This window comes from Massiliimicrobium timonense, from assembly GCF_002160865.1.
Classification (GTDB): domain Bacteria; phylum Bacillota_I; class Bacilli_A; order Erysipelotrichales; family Coprobacillaceae; genus Allocoprobacillus.
Map to the genome: position 1 here is coordinate 1 of NZ_NFLJ01000031.1, position 17,769 is coordinate 17,769.

The window sequence follows — 17,769 nt, forward strand, 5'->3', positions numbered from 1 at the left end:
GAACATTATACAAGTAATACAACATTAGCTGCATAAAGAAAAATGAAGTTGTCTCCTCGGCAACTTCATCAAAAACATTTTTAATTATTTCACCTGTCTACTTGACAGGGGCGGTTCAATAATACACATAGCTTTTTCATTTATTTGATTGTCATAAAAATGATTTTTGAAATATATACTTCATTTTTATATTTTGGTTCTCAAATCATATTATTGATTACGTTTTTGAATAAAGAATAGATATATGATTGGAATATAAAGTATGATTCCAAAAGGTATTATTTTTAAAAAATAAGATTGCAAAAATGTGATTGAAGATAACCTAAGAGTTAACTGAGCTAACTCACCAGAAAATTCATAAAATGAGAATCGAGTAGTCAATGTTATCATAAAATATATAAAATAATAAAGTAAAATGAATATATCTAATAATGTGACAGTAGATAAAAGAACACTCATTCTATAATAGATAAAAAATAGAACAAGTAATAATAAACTGCTTACTATAAGAACCTTTGAAAATTCATTAAATTGAAGGATAGTATTCGTTTGGTCGAAAGCTCCTATTGGGGCTATATACCCCAAAAATTGATTTGTCTTTAAAAATATTGAAACAAATATAACAACAATAAAAAAACATATTTTCGTCAAAAAGTATATTTTTCTCTCCATAAAAACACTCCTTATTCCGTTTACAAAATTGATAATAACATGAATCAATTTTCAATGTTTTAAGATTTTTTATGATTTCTTTTAAAATTTCTTAATTTTCTTTAAGAACTGTTTTATTTATCACAAAAACATGTCATAAAATAATGAATAAAGAAGTAGAACTTATCAAATATTATGATTTATGTAAAAAATGCATATAATATATCGAAGAAGAAAAATAAAGGTTTTTGTAGGGCTATGCTCTACTTTTTATATTATATAAAATAAAGATAAAAGGTTGGAATCTATAATGATTTCAACCTTTCTTTTATTGATAAGGGTTTTTAGGAATAATAAGCACTGCTATTAAATAAGCAAGAAGTCCTGAACCCCAACCTAAAATCAAAACAACAGCTATCAATCTTACAATTGTAGGATCAACATCAAAATATTCTGCAATTCCTCCACAAACTCCTGCAATCATCACATCACGTCTTGATCTATATAATCTTTTTCTCATTAAAATTCCTCCATTACCTAGATTATATTGATTAAAGCATATGATTGTCAATAGACTTCATAAGAAAAAGGGATTTGAGTATCCCTTATCTTTCTTTTGCCATTTTGGCTAGTGCTAAAGCACCACAAACACCAGCATTATCACCTAATCCTGGATAAACAACATAATTTTTAATGGCATCTGTTGTAATTTCATCTTTTTGAATATAACCATTTAATCTTTCTTGAAGATATTTATGAATGAGTGGGAATAATTGTTTTTGATGCATAACACCACCACCTAAGATAATTTTCTTTGGTGATAAAGTTAAAACATAAATAGCTAATGCTTGAGCAATATACCATGCTTCTAAATCCCATGCAGGGTGATCTTCAGGCAATTCGCTTCCTTTGATTCCCCATCTTTCTTCAATAGCTGGACCTGCTGCCAAACCTTCAAAACATGTTCCATGATATGGACATTTTCCTTTATAAGTATCGTCTTCTCTTTGTTCTAGAATCATGTGTCCCATTTCTGGATGTAGTAAACCATGAACAAGGTTTCCTTCCACAATGGCTCCTCCACCAATTCCAGTTCCAATTGTTAAATATAAAGCACTATCTAATCCTTTGGCTGCACCAAAGTATGCTTCACCAAGTGCCGCACCATTCACATCTGTATCAAAACCAATTGGCAAATCAGGGTAATGTTCCTGTAAAGCTCCTACAATATTATAGTTTGTCCACCCTGGTTTAGGTGTTGTTGTAATATATCCATATGTTGGACTCTTTAAATCAGGATCAATAGGTCCAAAACATCCTAATCCTAAAGCTTCAATGTTCTTTCCATCAAAAAATTTAAAAATATTTTCAACTGTTTCTTGTGGTGTTGTTGTTGGAAAAGCATCTCTTTCTAAAACATTTCCATTTTCATCTCCAATCGCAACAACAAATTTTGTACCTCCGGCTTCAATTGCACCTAATTTCATCTTATTTATTCCTCCCTTGTTTTATCATATTTTATCATAACTTATATCTTGTCAAAAGTTATTTTTCATATATTATTGATAATTGTAATGACTGTGAAGACTCTGTTTCTTTTAACATACTTTCTAAATACTGTTGATAAAAACTTAAATCTTCATTTTGTAAATATTGATAACCATCGCTAGAGCGAAGTTCATCTACATATTGATTGATGTTACCAGTAAAATAGTAACGATTGGCTTTCACTAATACATCTTGAATAGCCTCTCTTTTTTGAGTATCTGATATCCCCTGCAAAGATTCACCGAATTTATTTGCAGAAACTGTATCAAAATACTCATCTGCATTGACTGAAATTGATAATGACTTTGTATGATAGTTCATTTGCTGCTGATTTAATTCAATAATACCATATTGAAGTGGAGCATCCAATAATGATGAAGATGCAATATAATAGATTCCCTGAATCGTTTTGATATTTTGACAATGTATATGTCCACTTAATACAAATGGAACATGATATTGAGAAAAGAGTTTTGCAATCTTCTCATGATCATTAATGGTATATCCATTATTTAACAATTCATTATGGATTGCTAAATTATGATGCATCGCAATAAGAGGTATCTTCTTTTGTTTTTGTATATCTTGGAGTTGTTCCTCTAACCACTGCATTGTTGACTCTGTAAAAAAACCACTTGCTCCTAGCATCATTTCTGTTTGTTCATGTGCATTAGAATCCATCATCAACAAACTATAATCTTCATTCAAATCAATACGATAACTTAAAGACTCATCATGTTTTGAAACAGCCAAATGATAACCTAAATCTTGATAAATATCTTGAAAAGTTTTAGCATCAATATTCTCTACATCAAAATAATCATCTTTGCCATATCCCTTTGTATAAATATTATCAATATCATGATTTCCCGGTATAACAGCAACCTGAATATTCTTTTCTCTTAATTGTTCTAGTTTTTGAGCTAATTGTTGATGACTCCCCTTTTCACCATTAAAACTTAAATCACCTGTTAAAATGACCAGCTCTGGTTTTTCTTGAAGAACAGCTGATATAAAAGCATCTACAATTTCATCACCATAAGTGACCATTTTCCCATCACCATATAACATAGATTCTTCAAACCAGTCACAATCTTGATAATAATCTTTTAAAAAATAATGTAAGTCACTAGCAACAATGATTTTTAAATTGTCTTTATCGCACACAGTTTTTTTCTGGCATCCCATCAAACAAAGACAACAAATAATCCCATATATTATCTTTTTCATAAATGACCTAAAAAGAATGGATAGCGAAGCTATTCATTCTTTCACATTTCTATTATTTTTGATAAGCTTCATAAGCCATATCAAAAATCTTTTGTGCATTGAAATTCTTAAAATCATCGTCACTAATTAAAATAACTGGTTTATCAGGGTTATCTGCTTTGATTTTTTCATATGATCCTTTTAATTGAGGTTCTACAAGAATCACATCAGCAAGATTACTTGAATATTCTACTGCATGTTCAGATGCAGACCAAACAGTAGCGTCTACTCTCTTTCTTGAAGCAGCGTCTTTTAATTTTGTAGAAAACAAAGTAGATGTTACACCAGCTAAACAACATAATAAGATTTTCATGATTATATTCCTCCTTCTTAGTTCCCTACATCTATTTTATCACAATTTTATAACGACTTCTATTGCTTTTGACTTTCCTTCATAAAATTATTTGCTTCTTCTAAGGAAGAATAACCATAAGCCTTAACAGTATTTGTTAAAATCTTTTCAATCAGATTTTCTTGATTCTGGACCATTCTTAAAACCATCTGTCCATATAGATAAAGTGTTTCATCACTATAAGTCATTAACTCTCCTCTTAAGTAAGTTTCAAAAGATGTATCGTCTTTTTCATCCTCTAAAGTATGAGTTAAACGTGCCTGTGCTAAAAGATATGGATATTTTTCATTCATATCTTCACGCATAGATACTTCAATTTCACATAAAATCTGAATGAACGCTCTTTTTTGTGGATCCACTTGTGGCAATTGATCTTGAATCGTCTGATAATAATCAGGATCTGTACTTTCCATCATATAGGCATACTTTTCCATCACTGGATTTCTTCCCATCTGTTTGGCTACTTTTAAATCTTGTAGACAGGCTTGTTGAACATCTTGATCAAAAGCATCAAATTGACTCTTTCTTTGTAAGTAAAATGTTTCAAAGTCATCCTGACAACTTGCACGTCCATCAATATGTTGTACATGCTGAAAAAACTCCCATTCTAACTGTACAATATCATCACTCATTTTTATCCCTCCATCACATGTTTTAAACGAATATGCTGATCTTGAATATGATTCATGACAAGATGTGCATGTGTATCTAAAAAATCATCTTGACTATCAGAAAGTTCCTGTCGCTGCAATTCACCAATCACCATCTGACATATCTTTTCAATCACAACAACCTTCGCATCATCTAAATTGATACCACCTTGAAAATGTTTCCATTGAAACAATTGAGATGGCAGTTGTACCAGTTCCAACAGTAAATCTTGGACTTGTTGTAAATAAAAGCAATCTTTTAATCCATAATAACTCCATTTATAATAAGGTTTATATTTTTTATTCAGTAAATAAACAACAGATAATGTCTGATCTATAAATTCATGAAGTGCCAATGAAGCAGCCACCTCATCGCCTCTTTGCATACATCTTCCATAATTATACTGTCCAGATTGTGCCATTTTCGCAAGAGCACGGGCTATCTTCTTTATTCTAATATCTTCTGGATATGTTTTGAGATATTCTCTGATCTGTGTGACTTTTCCATAATCATCTTCAAATATACGACCATTTGTACAAGCTAATAAAGCATTTTCATCAACGTAAAGCCATTCATCTAAAGTTTCGGGAATTTTTCTTAAAAACTGTTCAAAAAAGCTTTCAATTTCAAAAACCCCAACTCTCCCAGAACCATGTAAAGAAGTTAATCTTTGAACACCCATAAATTCTTGTGGGAGTTTTTGATAACTTTCCTGTATTTTTTGACCATATTGTTGATAAATATCACGAGGTACCCAAATACAAAATCCCGGTCCAAAATCATGATCATGAGAAATCTCATCATCATACCCCAAACAATCAGAACCCATTCCCATAAGTCCAATCGCCATATAAGGACGAATAGAGGCAAATTCTTGTTCAATCATAGCACGACCATATTGGTTATAAAAAGCTTCACATAAATCTAGTCCTTTGACTGTTTTCATTTCACTTAAAACTTTTTCTTTATTTTTTAAAATGGTTTGATAATCTTTATTTTTTCCATATACACTTTCAATAAGTATTAAAACTTGATCATAAATCGCAATAGCCTGAGAAAAGTTTTTTTGTAAGTATTCTAACTGAGCCAATGAAGCAAGGGTTGCAAAATAATGAGGATCATCTGGTGCATACTGTTGAAATAACGCCACTGCCTGATGAATACATTGTTTAGCTTCTTCATTTTGATGAAGTGTTAAATACATTTGAGCCAAATTTGTATAAGTAATGGCTTCTTCTTCACGATAGTTTTCTAATTTTTGAACTATCGTAAGTGCTTTTTTTCCTGTTTCAATAGCCAAAGTTGTAGAACCCATTTCTTGATACAAAAGACTTAAATTATTATAAAAGGCACTATACAGTTCATCATCTGGAGATAAGTAATGATGATAAATCTTTTCTGTTTTTTGATAGAGTTCCAACGCTTCCTGATATTTTCCCTGTGCTCTATAAAAGGTCGCAATATTAATATAAGAGGTAGCTCCATCAATTGTATCTTCAAGTCCACACATATTTAAAATATTCAATATTTGAACAGCAATCTGATTTCCCAGTTGAAACTTTGATGTAACACGAAAATAACCTATCATTTCATTTAGTAAAAACAATAAGGCTGGATTGTCCTGTTTTTCCATTGCAATGCGAACTTGTTCCATTAAAAAAGTATAGGCATCATCTAATGCATTTTGTGCATAGAACTGATCTAATTTTTCTTGTAGTTCTTGTATAGTCATGATTTTCTCCTTTTAAAAATAAATAGACACAAAGTGTCTATTTATGATTTAATGCATCTTTCATTCCTTTTAATACGACTTCTCTGGCAGCTATGGCATCTTTTTTATCTAAAGGTGGAATGCCTTCAAGAGGATAATCCATACCTAAATTCTTATATTTCACAACGCCCATCGTATGATAAGGTAAAACATCTAATGCTTTGACATGTTTCAAAGTTGCGATAAATTGACCTAGACGATATAAATATTCATCATTTTGTGTAATTGTTGGAACTACAACATGACGAATCCATATATCAATACCTTTGTCATCTACATATTTTGCAAATTTTAAAATCATATCATTAGGTTGTGCTGTTAATTTTTTATGTTCTTCAGGATCAATATGTTTAATATCCAACATAACCAAATTTGTTGAAGCCAATAAACGATCAACTTTCTTTAGATATTCAGGATTTTCATTAAAAGTTATACCTGAAGTATCTAAACATGTATGAATATTTTCCTCACGACATTTTTCAAATAACTCTGTTAAGAAATCAATTTGCATCATTGGTTCTCCACCAGTACAAGTGATTCCTCCATTTTTATAAAACTCTTTTTTCGTATTATATTCTTTCAAAATTTCATCAACTGTCATCTGTGTTCCAGTATGTGGTTTCCAAGTATCAGGGTTATGACAGTATTGACAACGCATAGGACACCCTTGAAAGAAAACAACAAAACGAATTCCCGGACCATCAACAGTTCCACAACTTTCTAAAGAATGAATATATCCTTTCATATTCTCACCAACTTTCTTTATTATTTTAACATATTTTCTATAAAATATCATTGCATATGTACTATTTTTTACAAAAAGAAAAGGTGCCTCAGCACCTTAACCCTCATTACATTGCTTCATGGAATGTACGAGAAATAACATCATCTTGTTGTTCTTTTGTTAATTTAACAAAGTTAACAGCATATCCAGAAACACGAATTGTTAATTGTGGATATTTTTCTGGATGTTTTTGAGCATCAATTAAAGTATCTCTGTTTAAAACATTAACATTTAAATGATGTCCTCCTTTTGTAGCATAAGCATCTAACATTCCAACTAAATTTTCAACTTGTTGTTCACTTGCAGCCATAAATTTCTCCTCCTTTAATATTGGTCATCGTCATCCATTGGCAAATTAGGAATCTTACAAGCAGTATCACCACTATCACAATCCATCTTTGACACAACAGATACTTCTTCCATTTCAATATGAGCATCTTCATTGACCTTCAAATTAATATGTCCAGCCCCTGCACTCATACGTCCATCTAACATTTTGACTAAATCATCAATTTCTTTTTGAGTAGCCATCATTTCACTTCTTTCTATTAATCAAGATTTCCTTCTTTGATTGAATCAATATCTAAGTCACCAGCGAAAACTTGATCATCTTTACCTAATGCACCAGGAATGACAGTAAATGTATTTGAAATACCATCTTGTGCATCTTTGAATGGTAATTTAGCAACTGAAGATAATGAAGAAATAGCACCATGAGAATCTCTACCATGCATTGGGTTAGCACCTGGAGCAAATGGTTGACCAGCTTTTCTTCCATCTGGAGTATTACCTGTTGCTTTACCATATACAACGTTAGAAGTAATTGTTAAGATTGAAGTTGTTGGATAAGAATCTCTATAAGTATGATGAGAACGAACCATATCCATGAAAGTTTCAACTAACCAAGTTGCAATTTCATCAACTCTGTCATCATCATTACCATATTTAGGGAAATCTCCTTCTACTTCGTAATCAACGACAATACCATCTTCATCTCTAATACATTTTACTTTAGCATATTTGATAGCTGATAAAGAGTCAGCAACAACTGATAAACCAGCAATACCTGTTGCAAAATAACGTCTTACTTCTCTATCATGTAAAGCCATTTGAATTCTTTCATAAGCATATTTATCATGCATATAATGAATGATATTTAACGCATTAACATAGACACCAGCTAACCAAGACATCATATCTACAAATTTAGATTTAACATCTTCGTAATCTAAGTAATCACCTTCAACTGGTCTATATTTTGGTCCAACTTGTTTCTTAGTTTTTTCATCAACACCACCATTGATAGCGTATAATAAACATTTAGCTAAGTTAGCACGTGCACCAAAGAATTGCATTTCTTTTCCAACTCTCATTGAAGATACACAACATGCAATAGCGTAATCATCACCATGAGTCACTCTCATTAAATCATCATTTTCATATTGAATTGATGAAGTTTCAATAGAAGTTTTTGCACAGAATGCTTTGAAGTTTTCTGGTAAACGAGTTGACCATAAAACTGTCATATTTGGTTCTGGTGCAGTTCCTAAGTTAGATAATGTATGTAAATATCTGAATGAAGTCTTAGTAACCATATGACGTCCGTCAACACCAACACCACCGATTGATTCAGTTACCCAAGTTGGATCTCCTGCGAAAATTGAGTTATATTCTGGAGTTCTTGCGAATTTAACAATTCTTAATTTCATAATGAAATGATCAATAAATTCTTGGATTTGTTCTTCAGTGAATAATCCTTTCTTTAAATCTCTTTCTACATAAATATCAATAAATGTAGAAGTACGTCCTAAAGACATTGCTGCACCATTTTGTTCTTTAACTGCACCTAAATATCCAAAGTATAACCATTGAATAGCTTCTTGGCAGTTTGTTGCTGGTTTAGAAATATCAAAACCATATTTTGCAGCCATTTCTTTCAATTCACCTAAAGCTCTAATTTGTTCACTTAATTCTTCACGTAATTGAATAACTTTAGAAGTCATTCTCTTTTGAGTTGTCGCAAATTGATTTTTCTTATCTTCAATTAATTTATCTACACCATATAAAGCAACTCTACGATAGTCACCAATAATACGTCCACGACCATATCCATCTGGTAAACCAGTGATAATATGTGCTGAACGACAAGCTCTGATTTCTGGTGTATAAACATCAAATACACCTTGGTTATGTGTTTTTCTATATTCTCTGAAAATATAAGAAACTTCTGGATCTACTTTATATCCATTTGTTTCACAAGCTTGTTCTGCAATACGGATACCACCAAATGGTTGTAAAGATCTTTTGAATGGTTTATCAGTTTGAACACCAACAATTTTTTCTTTAGATCTATCTAAGTATCCTGCATCATGTGAAGTTAAAGTAGAAACAATTTTTGTATCCATATCTAAAACTCCACCAGCTTCTCTTTCTTGTTTAGTTAAATCCATAACTTGTGCCCATAAATCTTTTGTGTTTTGAGTAGGACCAGCCAAGAAAGAATCATCACCATCATAAGGTGTGTAGTTTAATTGAATGAAATCTCTTAAATTCACTTCCTTGTTCCATTTACCTGCTTGGAAGCCATCCCAAGCATCATTCCATTTTTCTTTAAATGTCATTTTCTAAACCCCCTGTTTGTTTATTTCTCATTCATTATAGCACTAATAGACTACTGAAACAATAAAATAGCTTGTTTTTTTTCGCAATTTTCTGCCATAAAATGAATCGCCGGAACTTGACAGCTTCAATATAACAGATTCTTTTTTGAATTACCAATTATATGCTTCAAAAAACACTTTTTTTACCAAATCTTAACAAAAAAAGATATACAGACTATCCTATATATCTCCTTAAATCAGCTGCAATATTTTCTGACTGTCGCCCAAAAATCATCGCCAGACTTGAAGCACCTTCTACAATACCACTTGCGCCCAAAGCTTTAATTTTATCAATATCAACAAGCTGTTGATTAGCCAAAACAACTGTGACCTTAGAGGCACTGCTACGTACTTCTTTAACATTTTCCTGACCACCCAATGCTTCAATCAATTCCTGAATAGGAAGGGTTGATTGAAATTCCTGATTCAAACGCTTATTCTTAATTAAATGAATAAACCCCAGATAAAGAAGTATCAAAGCAACGATAATCGCTATAACAACAAAAATATATTGAACATCCATATTTTCACATCCTTTTTTAATTGAAGTATTTCTTTTTTATAGTATACTATAAGAAGATAAAAAAAGAAAGGAGCAAAGTCATGGAGCGAATCAAAAAACTCTGTTATGAACAGCCCTTGATTTGTATCATTTGCGTACTTGCTGTGATTAGCTGTTTTGCAATTCTCAGTGCAACTCCAATGATTTCTAATAAAGTAGGAAATCCTGAAACCCTATGGATCAAACAAGGCGTATTCTATGTCATATCAGCCATTATGGTTTTTATTATATATAAAATAGGAAAAGAGCAGATTTATGATAAAATATGGATTATCTATTGGATATTGATGGTTCTTCTCATTATTTTAGCCATTGAACATTTCATTTGGACAAGATTATGGCCTGGTCATCATATCATTCCTCTGGTCAATACATCTGGAGGTGCAACCTCATGGTTCAATTTTCCACTTTTAAGCATACAACCATCTGAATTTATGAAAATTGCGATTGTTGTCGCTTTAGCGAGAGTCACTAAAGAACATAATGATTATTATTTAATTCATACAACCGAATCTGAACTTCAATATATCTGGAAATGTATGAAAGTTGTTGTTCCTCCAGCTCTATTAGTATTATTACAAAATGACACTGGGGTAGTGTTGATTATTCTAGTCGGTGCTGCTTTTGTTATATTTTCTAGTGGTTTAAGAAATCAGTGGTTTATCTTTGGATTAAGTTTAGTTGCTGTGATTCTTATTGTTGGAGCTTATCTCTTTATCTATCAGCCAGAAATCTTTGAAAAACTCTTAAGTTCTCATCAAGTCGACCGTTTTTATGGCTGGCTGGATCCAGAAGGAACCTATAATAAAGAAGGCTTTCAGCTTTTTAACTCTTTATTATCTTATGGAAGTGCTGGATGGTTTGGTCATGGTTTCCAATCTGTGATTAAAGTCTTTCCAGAAGCTCAGACCGATTTTATCTTTGCTGTTATTTTAACAAACTATGGTTTTATTGGAGGTTTTATAACTATCGCAGCTATTGTTGCTTTAGATATTATTATTTTAAAAATTGGTTTAGATTCTACCAATGCCCAAGATAAGTTTATGACCATTGGTATTATTGGCATGTTGTTATTTCAACAGATATGGAATATGGGAATGATTTTAGGTTTATTACCAATCACAGGTATTACTTTACCTTTTATTTCTTATGGTGGTTCATCTTTACTTTCCTATATGATTGCTATCGCATTATTTATTGATATTAATACACAAAATAATATTATGAAAAACAGATCTGTCATTCAATAGATCTGTTTTTTGTAATCGTTATGATTTGTTTTGTAATAGGGTGAATAAATCCCAGTCTATAGCTATCTAAATCAAAATGGCCTAAACCATCTCCATAAAGTGAATCCCCAACCAGAGGATGACCAATGGACGCCATATGTACCCGAATTTGATGTGTTCGTCCAGTTTCCAGCTTAAACCTTACAAAAGTACAGTCATGACGAACATTTTGAACCCAATAATGCGTACAGGCTGCCTGTCCTCGTGAATCAATCACACGTTTCATCATATATGGTTCCTTGTAAATCGGCAAACGAATCGTCCCATTATTTTCAATAATACCTTGAACATGAGCTTGATAATATCGATCAATATGTCCTAAATCCTTCATCATACGATCATGAATATAACGATATTTAGCTACAATCATTAAACCACTTGTATCCTTATCTAAACGATTCACTAAATGTATGGTTGAAGATAAATGAATCTGCTGATAATAATAAGTTAAAGCATTGGCTAAAGTATTAAGAGGATGCCTTCTTGTAGGAATGGAAGGTAACCCGGCTGGTTTATCCACAACCAGTAAGTAATCATCTTCATAGATAATTTTTAATGGAATATCAACGGGTGTCAACTGATTATTTTCTGGTGGATAAAAGATGGTTAAAACATCATCTGGCTGCAGTAGATAACGCACTGTCTGGTGCTTTCCATTAACCAGAATTTCCCCTTTCATCTTAATATCTTTGATGGCCTTTTGACTGATTCCTTGAGATAAAAGAAAATCACCAACACTGATAACATTTAAAATATACCATTGACGTTTCATGAACGTAAATAAGCTCTCTTTAAACGTTTTGTAAAAGGGACTTGTTTATATTGTAGAAAACGGGCGGTCTTGGATGCCATCTTAATACTGATACAATCATGTTCCTGTAAATCAACCACAAGATGATCAATACCTAAAATAGCCCCTTGATAGCTTTGAGATTGAAAACGAATAGTATGAGATTTATCTAAAATTAAAGATGAGCCCAACGAACGATAAGCATTATGATGAATTCCTGCAATCTCGCTTAACTGCATCAGTTCTGCTCCCGAATTAATAACTGCTCCACCTAATGATTTATTATATGCTGTTGAACCTGAAGCTGTAGAAACACAAAGTCCATTCCCCCTAAATGTTTCAAAGCAATCATCATTAATATAGACATCAATCACCTGTGAACGGCGATTATTTTCAACACGTACTTCATTTAAAGCTAGAAATTTTCCTTGCAAAGAAGTCACTTCCAGTAAATGTCGTTCATAAATATGATATTCACCTTTTTTGATATCCGCTATTAATTGCTGATATTCATCACGCTGATAATCTGTTAAAAAACCCAATGTTCCAGTATGGATGCCAATAAAAGCAACATGCTCTAGCATATGAATATATTTATGAACACTATATAACATCGTTCCATCTCCACCAATACTAATCACCATATCTGGACTGATTTCTTCATATGTTAAAAAAGTATTGAGTTCTGATTTGATTTTTTCACTCAAGATGATGGATTCCTGATCTTGTTTACAGACAATTGCATATGTTTTCATAACTTCACCACCTATGCATTATATTATATAAAAATTGCAATGGAATGCAATACAAGATAAAATAAGGTGAGGTGATTTTTTATGCAACAATTAGAAATAGAATACAAAATCTTATTAACACATCAAATTTTTAATCAAATTTTAGAAGATTATCATGATGCCATCACAAAAGATTATATCCAGACAAATGATTATTTTACCCATCCCTTATTATCACAAAAAAAATATATGTTACGCATTCGTACAAAAAACAATCAATATGAACTCACACTCAAAAGACCTTATCAAAATCATCAATTAGAAACAAATATTCCTCTTACCAAGAAAGAAAAAGATTTATTTTTTCAATTTCAATTAAAAAATGAAATAACGGATATCCTCGAACAAGAAGGAATTCCCCTTCATGAATTGGCTCATCTTTTCTCTCTTACAACCCATCGTTATGATATTCTTTTACCAGAAGGGACACTATCATTAGATGAAAACACTTATCTGCATCAACATGATTATGAATTAGAATTTGAAGTTCATCATGAAAAAAAAGGTTATCAACAATTTCTTAAAATCATTGAACCTTATCATTTACAATATACTCACAATTGTCCAAGTAAAGTCACACGTGCCTTTGAAGCGTATCTTAAAAGCAGTCATCAAAAATGACTGCTTTTTATAACATCAAGAAGTGTTTTCACCAATTCTTCACTGACGATTTCATAATCATTTTCATGAGGAAATGGAGCATAAGCAAAAGAAACATCATGCATAGATGTTGTAACATCTTCAATCCAATCTTTACAAGAACTATGCACCTGATGAACTTTTGTTTTATCTAAGATTTCTAGCACATTCTCCTTATTCACACCACTACCCACTAATATTTCTATTTGATTTCCATATTGTTGTTGAAGTTTGGATAAAAGTTCCACTGCCTCAATGGCTTTAGGTTTTAATCCACTCGTTAAAACACGATCCACTTGCAAATCAATCAGTTTTTCAATCGCTTGAAAAGGATCATTGACACAGTCAAAAGCACGATGGAATACAGCTTCCTTATGATAACGATGAATCAACTGCACAAATTCTAAAGTACGTTTTTCATCTATCATTCCCTGTTTATCTAAAAAGCCAAAAGCTAAACCATCGACACCATGATCCAGCATGATCTTCGCATCTTCTTTCATGATTTCGTATTCTTCATCACTATAACAAAATCCTGCTCCTCTTGGTCGAACCATCGCAATAACTTTTAAAGATGTATCCTGTTTGACCTTGATTAATGTTGCCAGTGATGGTGTCAGACCACCTAAAGATAAAGCGCTATTTAATTCAATACGTGTTGCTCCTGCATGAGCAGCTGATAAAGCATCACTGTAGCTGCCACAACAAATTTCCACAATCGGTTTCATTATTCATCCTCACTTTCTGTCAACGGTGCCATACGTGTATGCATATACTCATCCATCCATTGTTGACTGGCAGGAGCATAAACACATTGATTTCCTTGACGTTCAACTAAATACACAATAGGTGACTGTTGAGGCAGACAGACAACAAATGAAAAACCATCAATGTTAGTAGCAACTCCAAATTCTCCTCGATGATTCATCGCTACAACAGATAAATCTCCTGCCTCACCACGTCGTTGTTTTAATTTTTCTTCTAAATCAAAAACAGCTTTTTCACATGCCTGTTGAGGATGCATTCCTTTTGCCATGAGTTGAACAATTTCATAAGAAATACAACCTTTCATCAAATCTTCTCCTAAACCTGTTGCACTGGCACCACCAATATCAGAATCAACATAAAAACCAGAACCAATGATAGGAGAATCACCAATTCTACCCTTTTTCTTCATAAATAATCCACTTGTCGATGTCGCTGCAGTCATTTTTCCTGTTTCATCCAAACAAACCATACCTACAGTATCATGTCCAGTATAAGGTTTAAGTTGCTGTGATGACTCTTTGATACGACGACGATAATGAATCCTCGCACGGTCTGTCAACATATTTTTACGTTCAAAACCTTCTTTATGAGCAAATTTTTCTGCCCCTTCTCCCACCAGAATACAGTTGACTTTTTCATGAGATAAACGTCTGGCAATGGAAATAGGATTAGCAAAATCTTTGATAGCTCCAATAGCTCCGACACTTAAAGTGTTCCCATCCATATAAGCCGCATCTAATTCTACTTCCATTTCCTCATTAGGCAATCCCCCATAACCGACAGATTTATAATAAGGAAAGTCTTCTACTGCCTGTATAGCCTTTTCAATAGCATCTCCAGCATCTCCATGATGACTCAAAATATCTTGTGCTATTTCTAATCCTTCTTTAGCCATGCGCCATGTCGCAATCATACCCCACATCTCTATTTTTCCTTCCTTTCTTCCATATAACGCTTATCAAAATCTTCCTGACTGATTGGTCGACTATAATAATAGCCTTGTCCTAAATCACAGCCAAATGATTTCATTAAATCATGATATTCCTTTGTTTCAATACCTTCAACAACCGTAGAAATAGCTAATGTTTTTGCTAGTTTAATGATTTCTTGCAAAATAATCTTTGCTTTTTGATTATCACTATCAAAAATCTCCTGTAAAAATCCTCTATCAACTTTCAATTCATCAATATGAAGTTTTCCTAAAATATTCAGTGAAGAATAACCACTCCCAAAATCATCCATTGAAACCCTAAAACCAATCTGATGTAATAAATGGATTTTATCATTGACTTCATCCACATTATCAGCAACCAAATCTTCCAATATCTCTAATGTTAATAATTGTGGTGATACTTGATATTTATTGACAATCTGTTTTAAACAATCCACATAATCAGCTTCATAAAACAATAATTTAGATTGATTAACAGAAATACCGATCGGTGCTATGCCTTGATCCATCCATTTTCTCAGCTGTAAACATGCCTGTTCAAACATAAATAAATCCAGCTTCTTACAAAAACCACTGTTTTCAAAAATAGGAATAAATTGATTTGGAAACAACATTCTTCCATCATGTGTCTGCCATCTTACCAGTGCTTCACTGCTTTTTAACGTTCCATCTTTTAAATCTATTTTAGGCTGTAAATAAAGCTGAAATTCACCATCTTTTAAAGCCTGATCCATATGACTTTCAACATAATTATCCATTTTTTCCTGTTCATGCAATTCAATATCATAAAACCAGATATTCGTTAAAATGCTTTCTTTTGCCTTTGCTAAAGCAAACATAACACGAACCATTAAACTATCAAAAGAATCATCCACAATAAATTCCAAGCTGGAAATAGCCACTCCACAATGAATCTTTAACTGATAATTTGTATGTAACAAATCCACATATTGAATAATTTCAGACATGATATTTTCAATTCTTTTTTGTAAGATATCCTTTTGTGTATCTTTTAAATAAATATAAAACTGATCAGCCCTATCTCGACAGAAAAACTCTCCCTCTTTTAAATGTTTTTGAATCACATTTCTTTCATAAATCAATAACTGATCTCCTTGTTCATGACCAAAAATTTCATTAAAAAACTTAAACTGTCTAATATTCAATACAGCTACACTACAATAAGGTTGTTCTTTAAATATTTCCTTTCCTAAAGATACAAAATAAGAATAGTTATATACTCCTGTTAAAGAATCATAATAAGCAAAATGCTTCAATTCACGATTATTTTTCAACATGAAACGATAACCAAGAATCAATAAAGCAACAAATAATCCCACCATAAATAGAAAAATCAAACCAACAATACGCATATTTTCATTTGTAAATAAATGCGAATCATCAATCATATTAACACTATAAATATACCAGTTATTAATGCCTAAAGGCTTTAATACACCATGATAAGATTGTCCCTCATATTGAAAAGAATGTGTAAAATCATGCTGCATCTGTAATGCATCTTCTAATTCATGATAATCTTTTTGTTGGAAAAAAGGTGATGCAAAAAGGGTTGTCTGATGAAATAAATCATACTGAGAATTGACAAGAATTTGACCATCTTCATCCACCAGATAAGCATAAGTGTCACCACCTAAAACACCAGTACCAGCTCCTGCATCCATCCATATTTCAACATTTTTAGTAGCCAGTAAAACCCCAACAACATGGTCTTTTTGATAAATAGGTATACCATAAGCATAAACATGTTTTTGTGAAATACGACTTTTAAAAATATCAGAAATCGTTCTTTTTCCAACAAAACCATCCGCAACAATCTCTTGAATTTCTTGTTGAATCATAGATAATGATTGATGTTCTTTAACCTCATTATCTGAATTGGCAATAATACCTTCTTTTGATTCATCAAAATACATCATGGTTGTAAAATCATTTTGTTCATTAGCATCTGATAAAACTTGTGGAAATTGTGGATTATCCACAATGTTTTCCATTTCTAAAACACTGGCAAATGAATCTAAAATCTGAAAATCATTATCAATTTGTTGTTGGAGAATACTCATATCTTTATCAATCTCATCTTCGATTTGATGCACTTTATTATCTTCTACAATATTATTTAAATGAATACGTAAAGATACGGATACACAAAGAAGACTCACAGCAATAACAAAAACAACAATCATCATTTTTCTAATTCTTCTTTCAAATACATCTTTCATCATTGTTAGTCCTCCTTGCTCATATTCCATCATATTATACCACTTT

Annotated in this window: 18 protein-coding genes; 2 read left to right on the forward strand and 16 right to left on the reverse strand. The window is 32.0% G+C overall.

Features of this window, described 5'->3' with window-relative positions:
• Nucleotides 1–979: 979 nt before the first annotated feature.
• From B5E75_RS10300 to B5E75_RS10350, 11 genes are all read right to left on the reverse strand, one after another.
• Entirely contained in the window at nucleotides 980–1,171 is a 192-nt protein-coding gene (locus B5E75_RS10300; protein WP_087358939.1) for a PspC domain-containing protein, read from the reverse strand.
• A gap of 85 nt (nucleotides 1,172–1,256) precedes the next feature.
• Nucleotides 1,257–2,138: an ROK family protein gene (locus B5E75_RS10305; RefSeq protein ID WP_087358940.1), complete on the reverse strand. Its 882-nt coding sequence runs from the start codon at nucleotides 2,136–2,138 to the stop codon at nucleotides 1,257–1,259.
• A 58-nt stretch (nucleotides 2,139–2,196) separates the two neighbouring features.
• Nucleotides 2,197–3,429: a metallophosphoesterase gene (locus tag B5E75_RS10310; RefSeq protein WP_087358942.1), complete on the reverse strand. Its 1,233-nt coding sequence runs from the start codon at nucleotides 3,427–3,429 to the stop codon at nucleotides 2,197–2,199.
• Between the two features lie 52 nt (nucleotides 3,430–3,481).
• Nucleotides 3,482–3,781 carry a PTS sugar transporter subunit IIB gene (locus B5E75_RS10315; protein ID WP_087358944.1) on the reverse strand — a complete coding sequence of 100 codons (300 nt, stop codon included), beginning with the start codon at nucleotides 3,779–3,781 and terminating at the stop codon, nucleotides 3,482–3,484.
• 59 nt (nucleotides 3,782–3,840) lie between these two features.
• Nucleotides 3,841–4,452: a DUF4125 family protein gene (locus B5E75_RS10320; RefSeq protein ID WP_087358946.1), complete on the reverse strand. Its 612-nt coding sequence runs from the start codon at nucleotides 4,450–4,452 to the stop codon at nucleotides 3,841–3,843.
• 2 nt (nucleotides 4,453–4,454) lie between these two features.
• Nucleotides 4,455–6,203, reverse strand: coding sequence for a DUF4037 domain-containing protein (locus tag B5E75_RS10325; RefSeq protein ID WP_087358948.1), 1,749 nt, complete (start codon nucleotides 6,201–6,203; stop codon nucleotides 4,455–4,457).
• Nucleotides 6,204–6,240: 37 nt separating this feature from the next.
• A complete protein-coding gene (pflA, locus tag B5E75_RS10330) occupies nucleotides 6,241–6,987 on the reverse strand; it encodes a pyruvate formate-lyase-activating protein (RefSeq protein WP_087358950.1) in 747 nt (248 codons plus the stop codon).
• A 106-nt stretch (nucleotides 6,988–7,093) separates the two neighbouring features.
• Nucleotides 7,094–7,336, reverse strand: a complete 243-nt coding sequence (grcA3, locus tag B5E75_RS10335; protein ID WP_087358952.1) for an autonomous glycyl radical cofactor GrcA3 — start codon at nucleotides 7,334–7,336, stop codon at nucleotides 7,094–7,096.
• 14 nt (nucleotides 7,337–7,350) lie between these two features.
• The gene (locus tag B5E75_RS10340) at nucleotides 7,351–7,557 is read right to left on the reverse strand and encodes a hypothetical protein (RefSeq protein ID WP_087358954.1); all 207 of its coding nucleotides are present in this window, start codon (nucleotides 7,555–7,557) and stop codon (nucleotides 7,351–7,353) included.
• Between the two features lie 17 nt (nucleotides 7,558–7,574).
• Nucleotides 7,575–9,647 (reverse strand): formate C-acetyltransferase, encoded by a 2,073-nt coding sequence (gene pflB / locus B5E75_RS10345; RefSeq protein WP_087358956.1) that lies wholly within the window; start codon nucleotides 9,645–9,647, stop codon nucleotides 7,575–7,577.
• Between the two features lie 214 nt (nucleotides 9,648–9,861).
• Nucleotides 9,862–10,209 (reverse strand): PTS sugar transporter subunit IIB, encoded by a 348-nt coding sequence (locus B5E75_RS10350; RefSeq protein ID WP_087358958.1) that lies wholly within the window; start codon nucleotides 10,207–10,209, stop codon nucleotides 9,862–9,864.
• An 80-nt stretch (nucleotides 10,210–10,289) separates the two neighbouring features.
• On the opposite strand from B5E75_RS10350, the gene B5E75_RS10355 reads away from it, so the two are divergent.
• On the forward strand, nucleotides 10,290–11,498 hold the full coding sequence (locus tag B5E75_RS10355) for an FtsW/RodA/SpoVE family cell cycle protein (protein ID WP_087358960.1): 1,209 nt from the start codon (nucleotides 10,290–10,292) through the stop codon (nucleotides 11,496–11,498).
• Here the strand turns inward: B5E75_RS10355 and B5E75_RS10360 are convergent.
• Nucleotides 11,488–12,309 (reverse strand): RluA family pseudouridine synthase, encoded by an 822-nt coding sequence (locus B5E75_RS10360; RefSeq protein ID WP_087358962.1) that lies wholly within the window; start codon nucleotides 12,307–12,309, stop codon nucleotides 11,488–11,490. The genes B5E75_RS10355 and B5E75_RS10360 overlap by 11 nt on opposite strands.
• A complete protein-coding gene (locus B5E75_RS10365; protein ID WP_087358964.1) occupies nucleotides 12,306–13,082 on the reverse strand; it encodes an NAD kinase in 777 nt (258 codons plus the stop codon). The genes B5E75_RS10360 and B5E75_RS10365 overlap by 4 nt, the downstream gene beginning before the upstream one ends.
• An 81-nt stretch (nucleotides 13,083–13,163) precedes the next feature.
• On the opposite strand from B5E75_RS10365, the gene B5E75_RS10370 reads away from it, so the two are divergent.
• The gene (locus tag B5E75_RS10370) at nucleotides 13,164–13,742 is read left to right on the forward strand and encodes a CYTH domain-containing protein (RefSeq protein WP_087358966.1); all 579 of its coding nucleotides are present in this window, start codon (nucleotides 13,164–13,166) and stop codon (nucleotides 13,740–13,742) included.
• Here B5E75_RS10370 and B5E75_RS10375 read toward each other — a convergent pair.
• From B5E75_RS10375 to B5E75_RS10385, 3 genes are read right to left on the reverse strand one after another with little or no spacing between them, the layout of a single operon-like run.
• Nucleotides 13,733–14,488 carry a copper homeostasis protein CutC gene (locus B5E75_RS10375; RefSeq protein ID WP_087358968.1) on the reverse strand — a complete coding sequence of 252 codons (756 nt, stop codon included), beginning with the start codon at nucleotides 14,486–14,488 and terminating at the stop codon, nucleotides 13,733–13,735. The genes B5E75_RS10370 and B5E75_RS10375 overlap by 10 nt on opposite strands.
• Nucleotides 14,488–15,450, reverse strand: a complete 963-nt coding sequence (locus B5E75_RS10380; protein ID WP_087358970.1) for a glycosylasparaginase — start codon at nucleotides 15,448–15,450, stop codon at nucleotides 14,488–14,490. Before B5E75_RS10380 ends, B5E75_RS10375 begins: the two co-directional genes overlap by 1 nt.
• A 2-nt stretch (nucleotides 15,451–15,452) precedes the next feature.
• Entirely contained in the window at nucleotides 15,453–17,726 is a 2,274-nt protein-coding gene (locus B5E75_RS10385; protein ID WP_162607679.1) for a bifunctional diguanylate cyclase/phosphodiesterase, read from the reverse strand.
• Nucleotides 17,727–17,769: the final 43 nt, after the last annotated feature.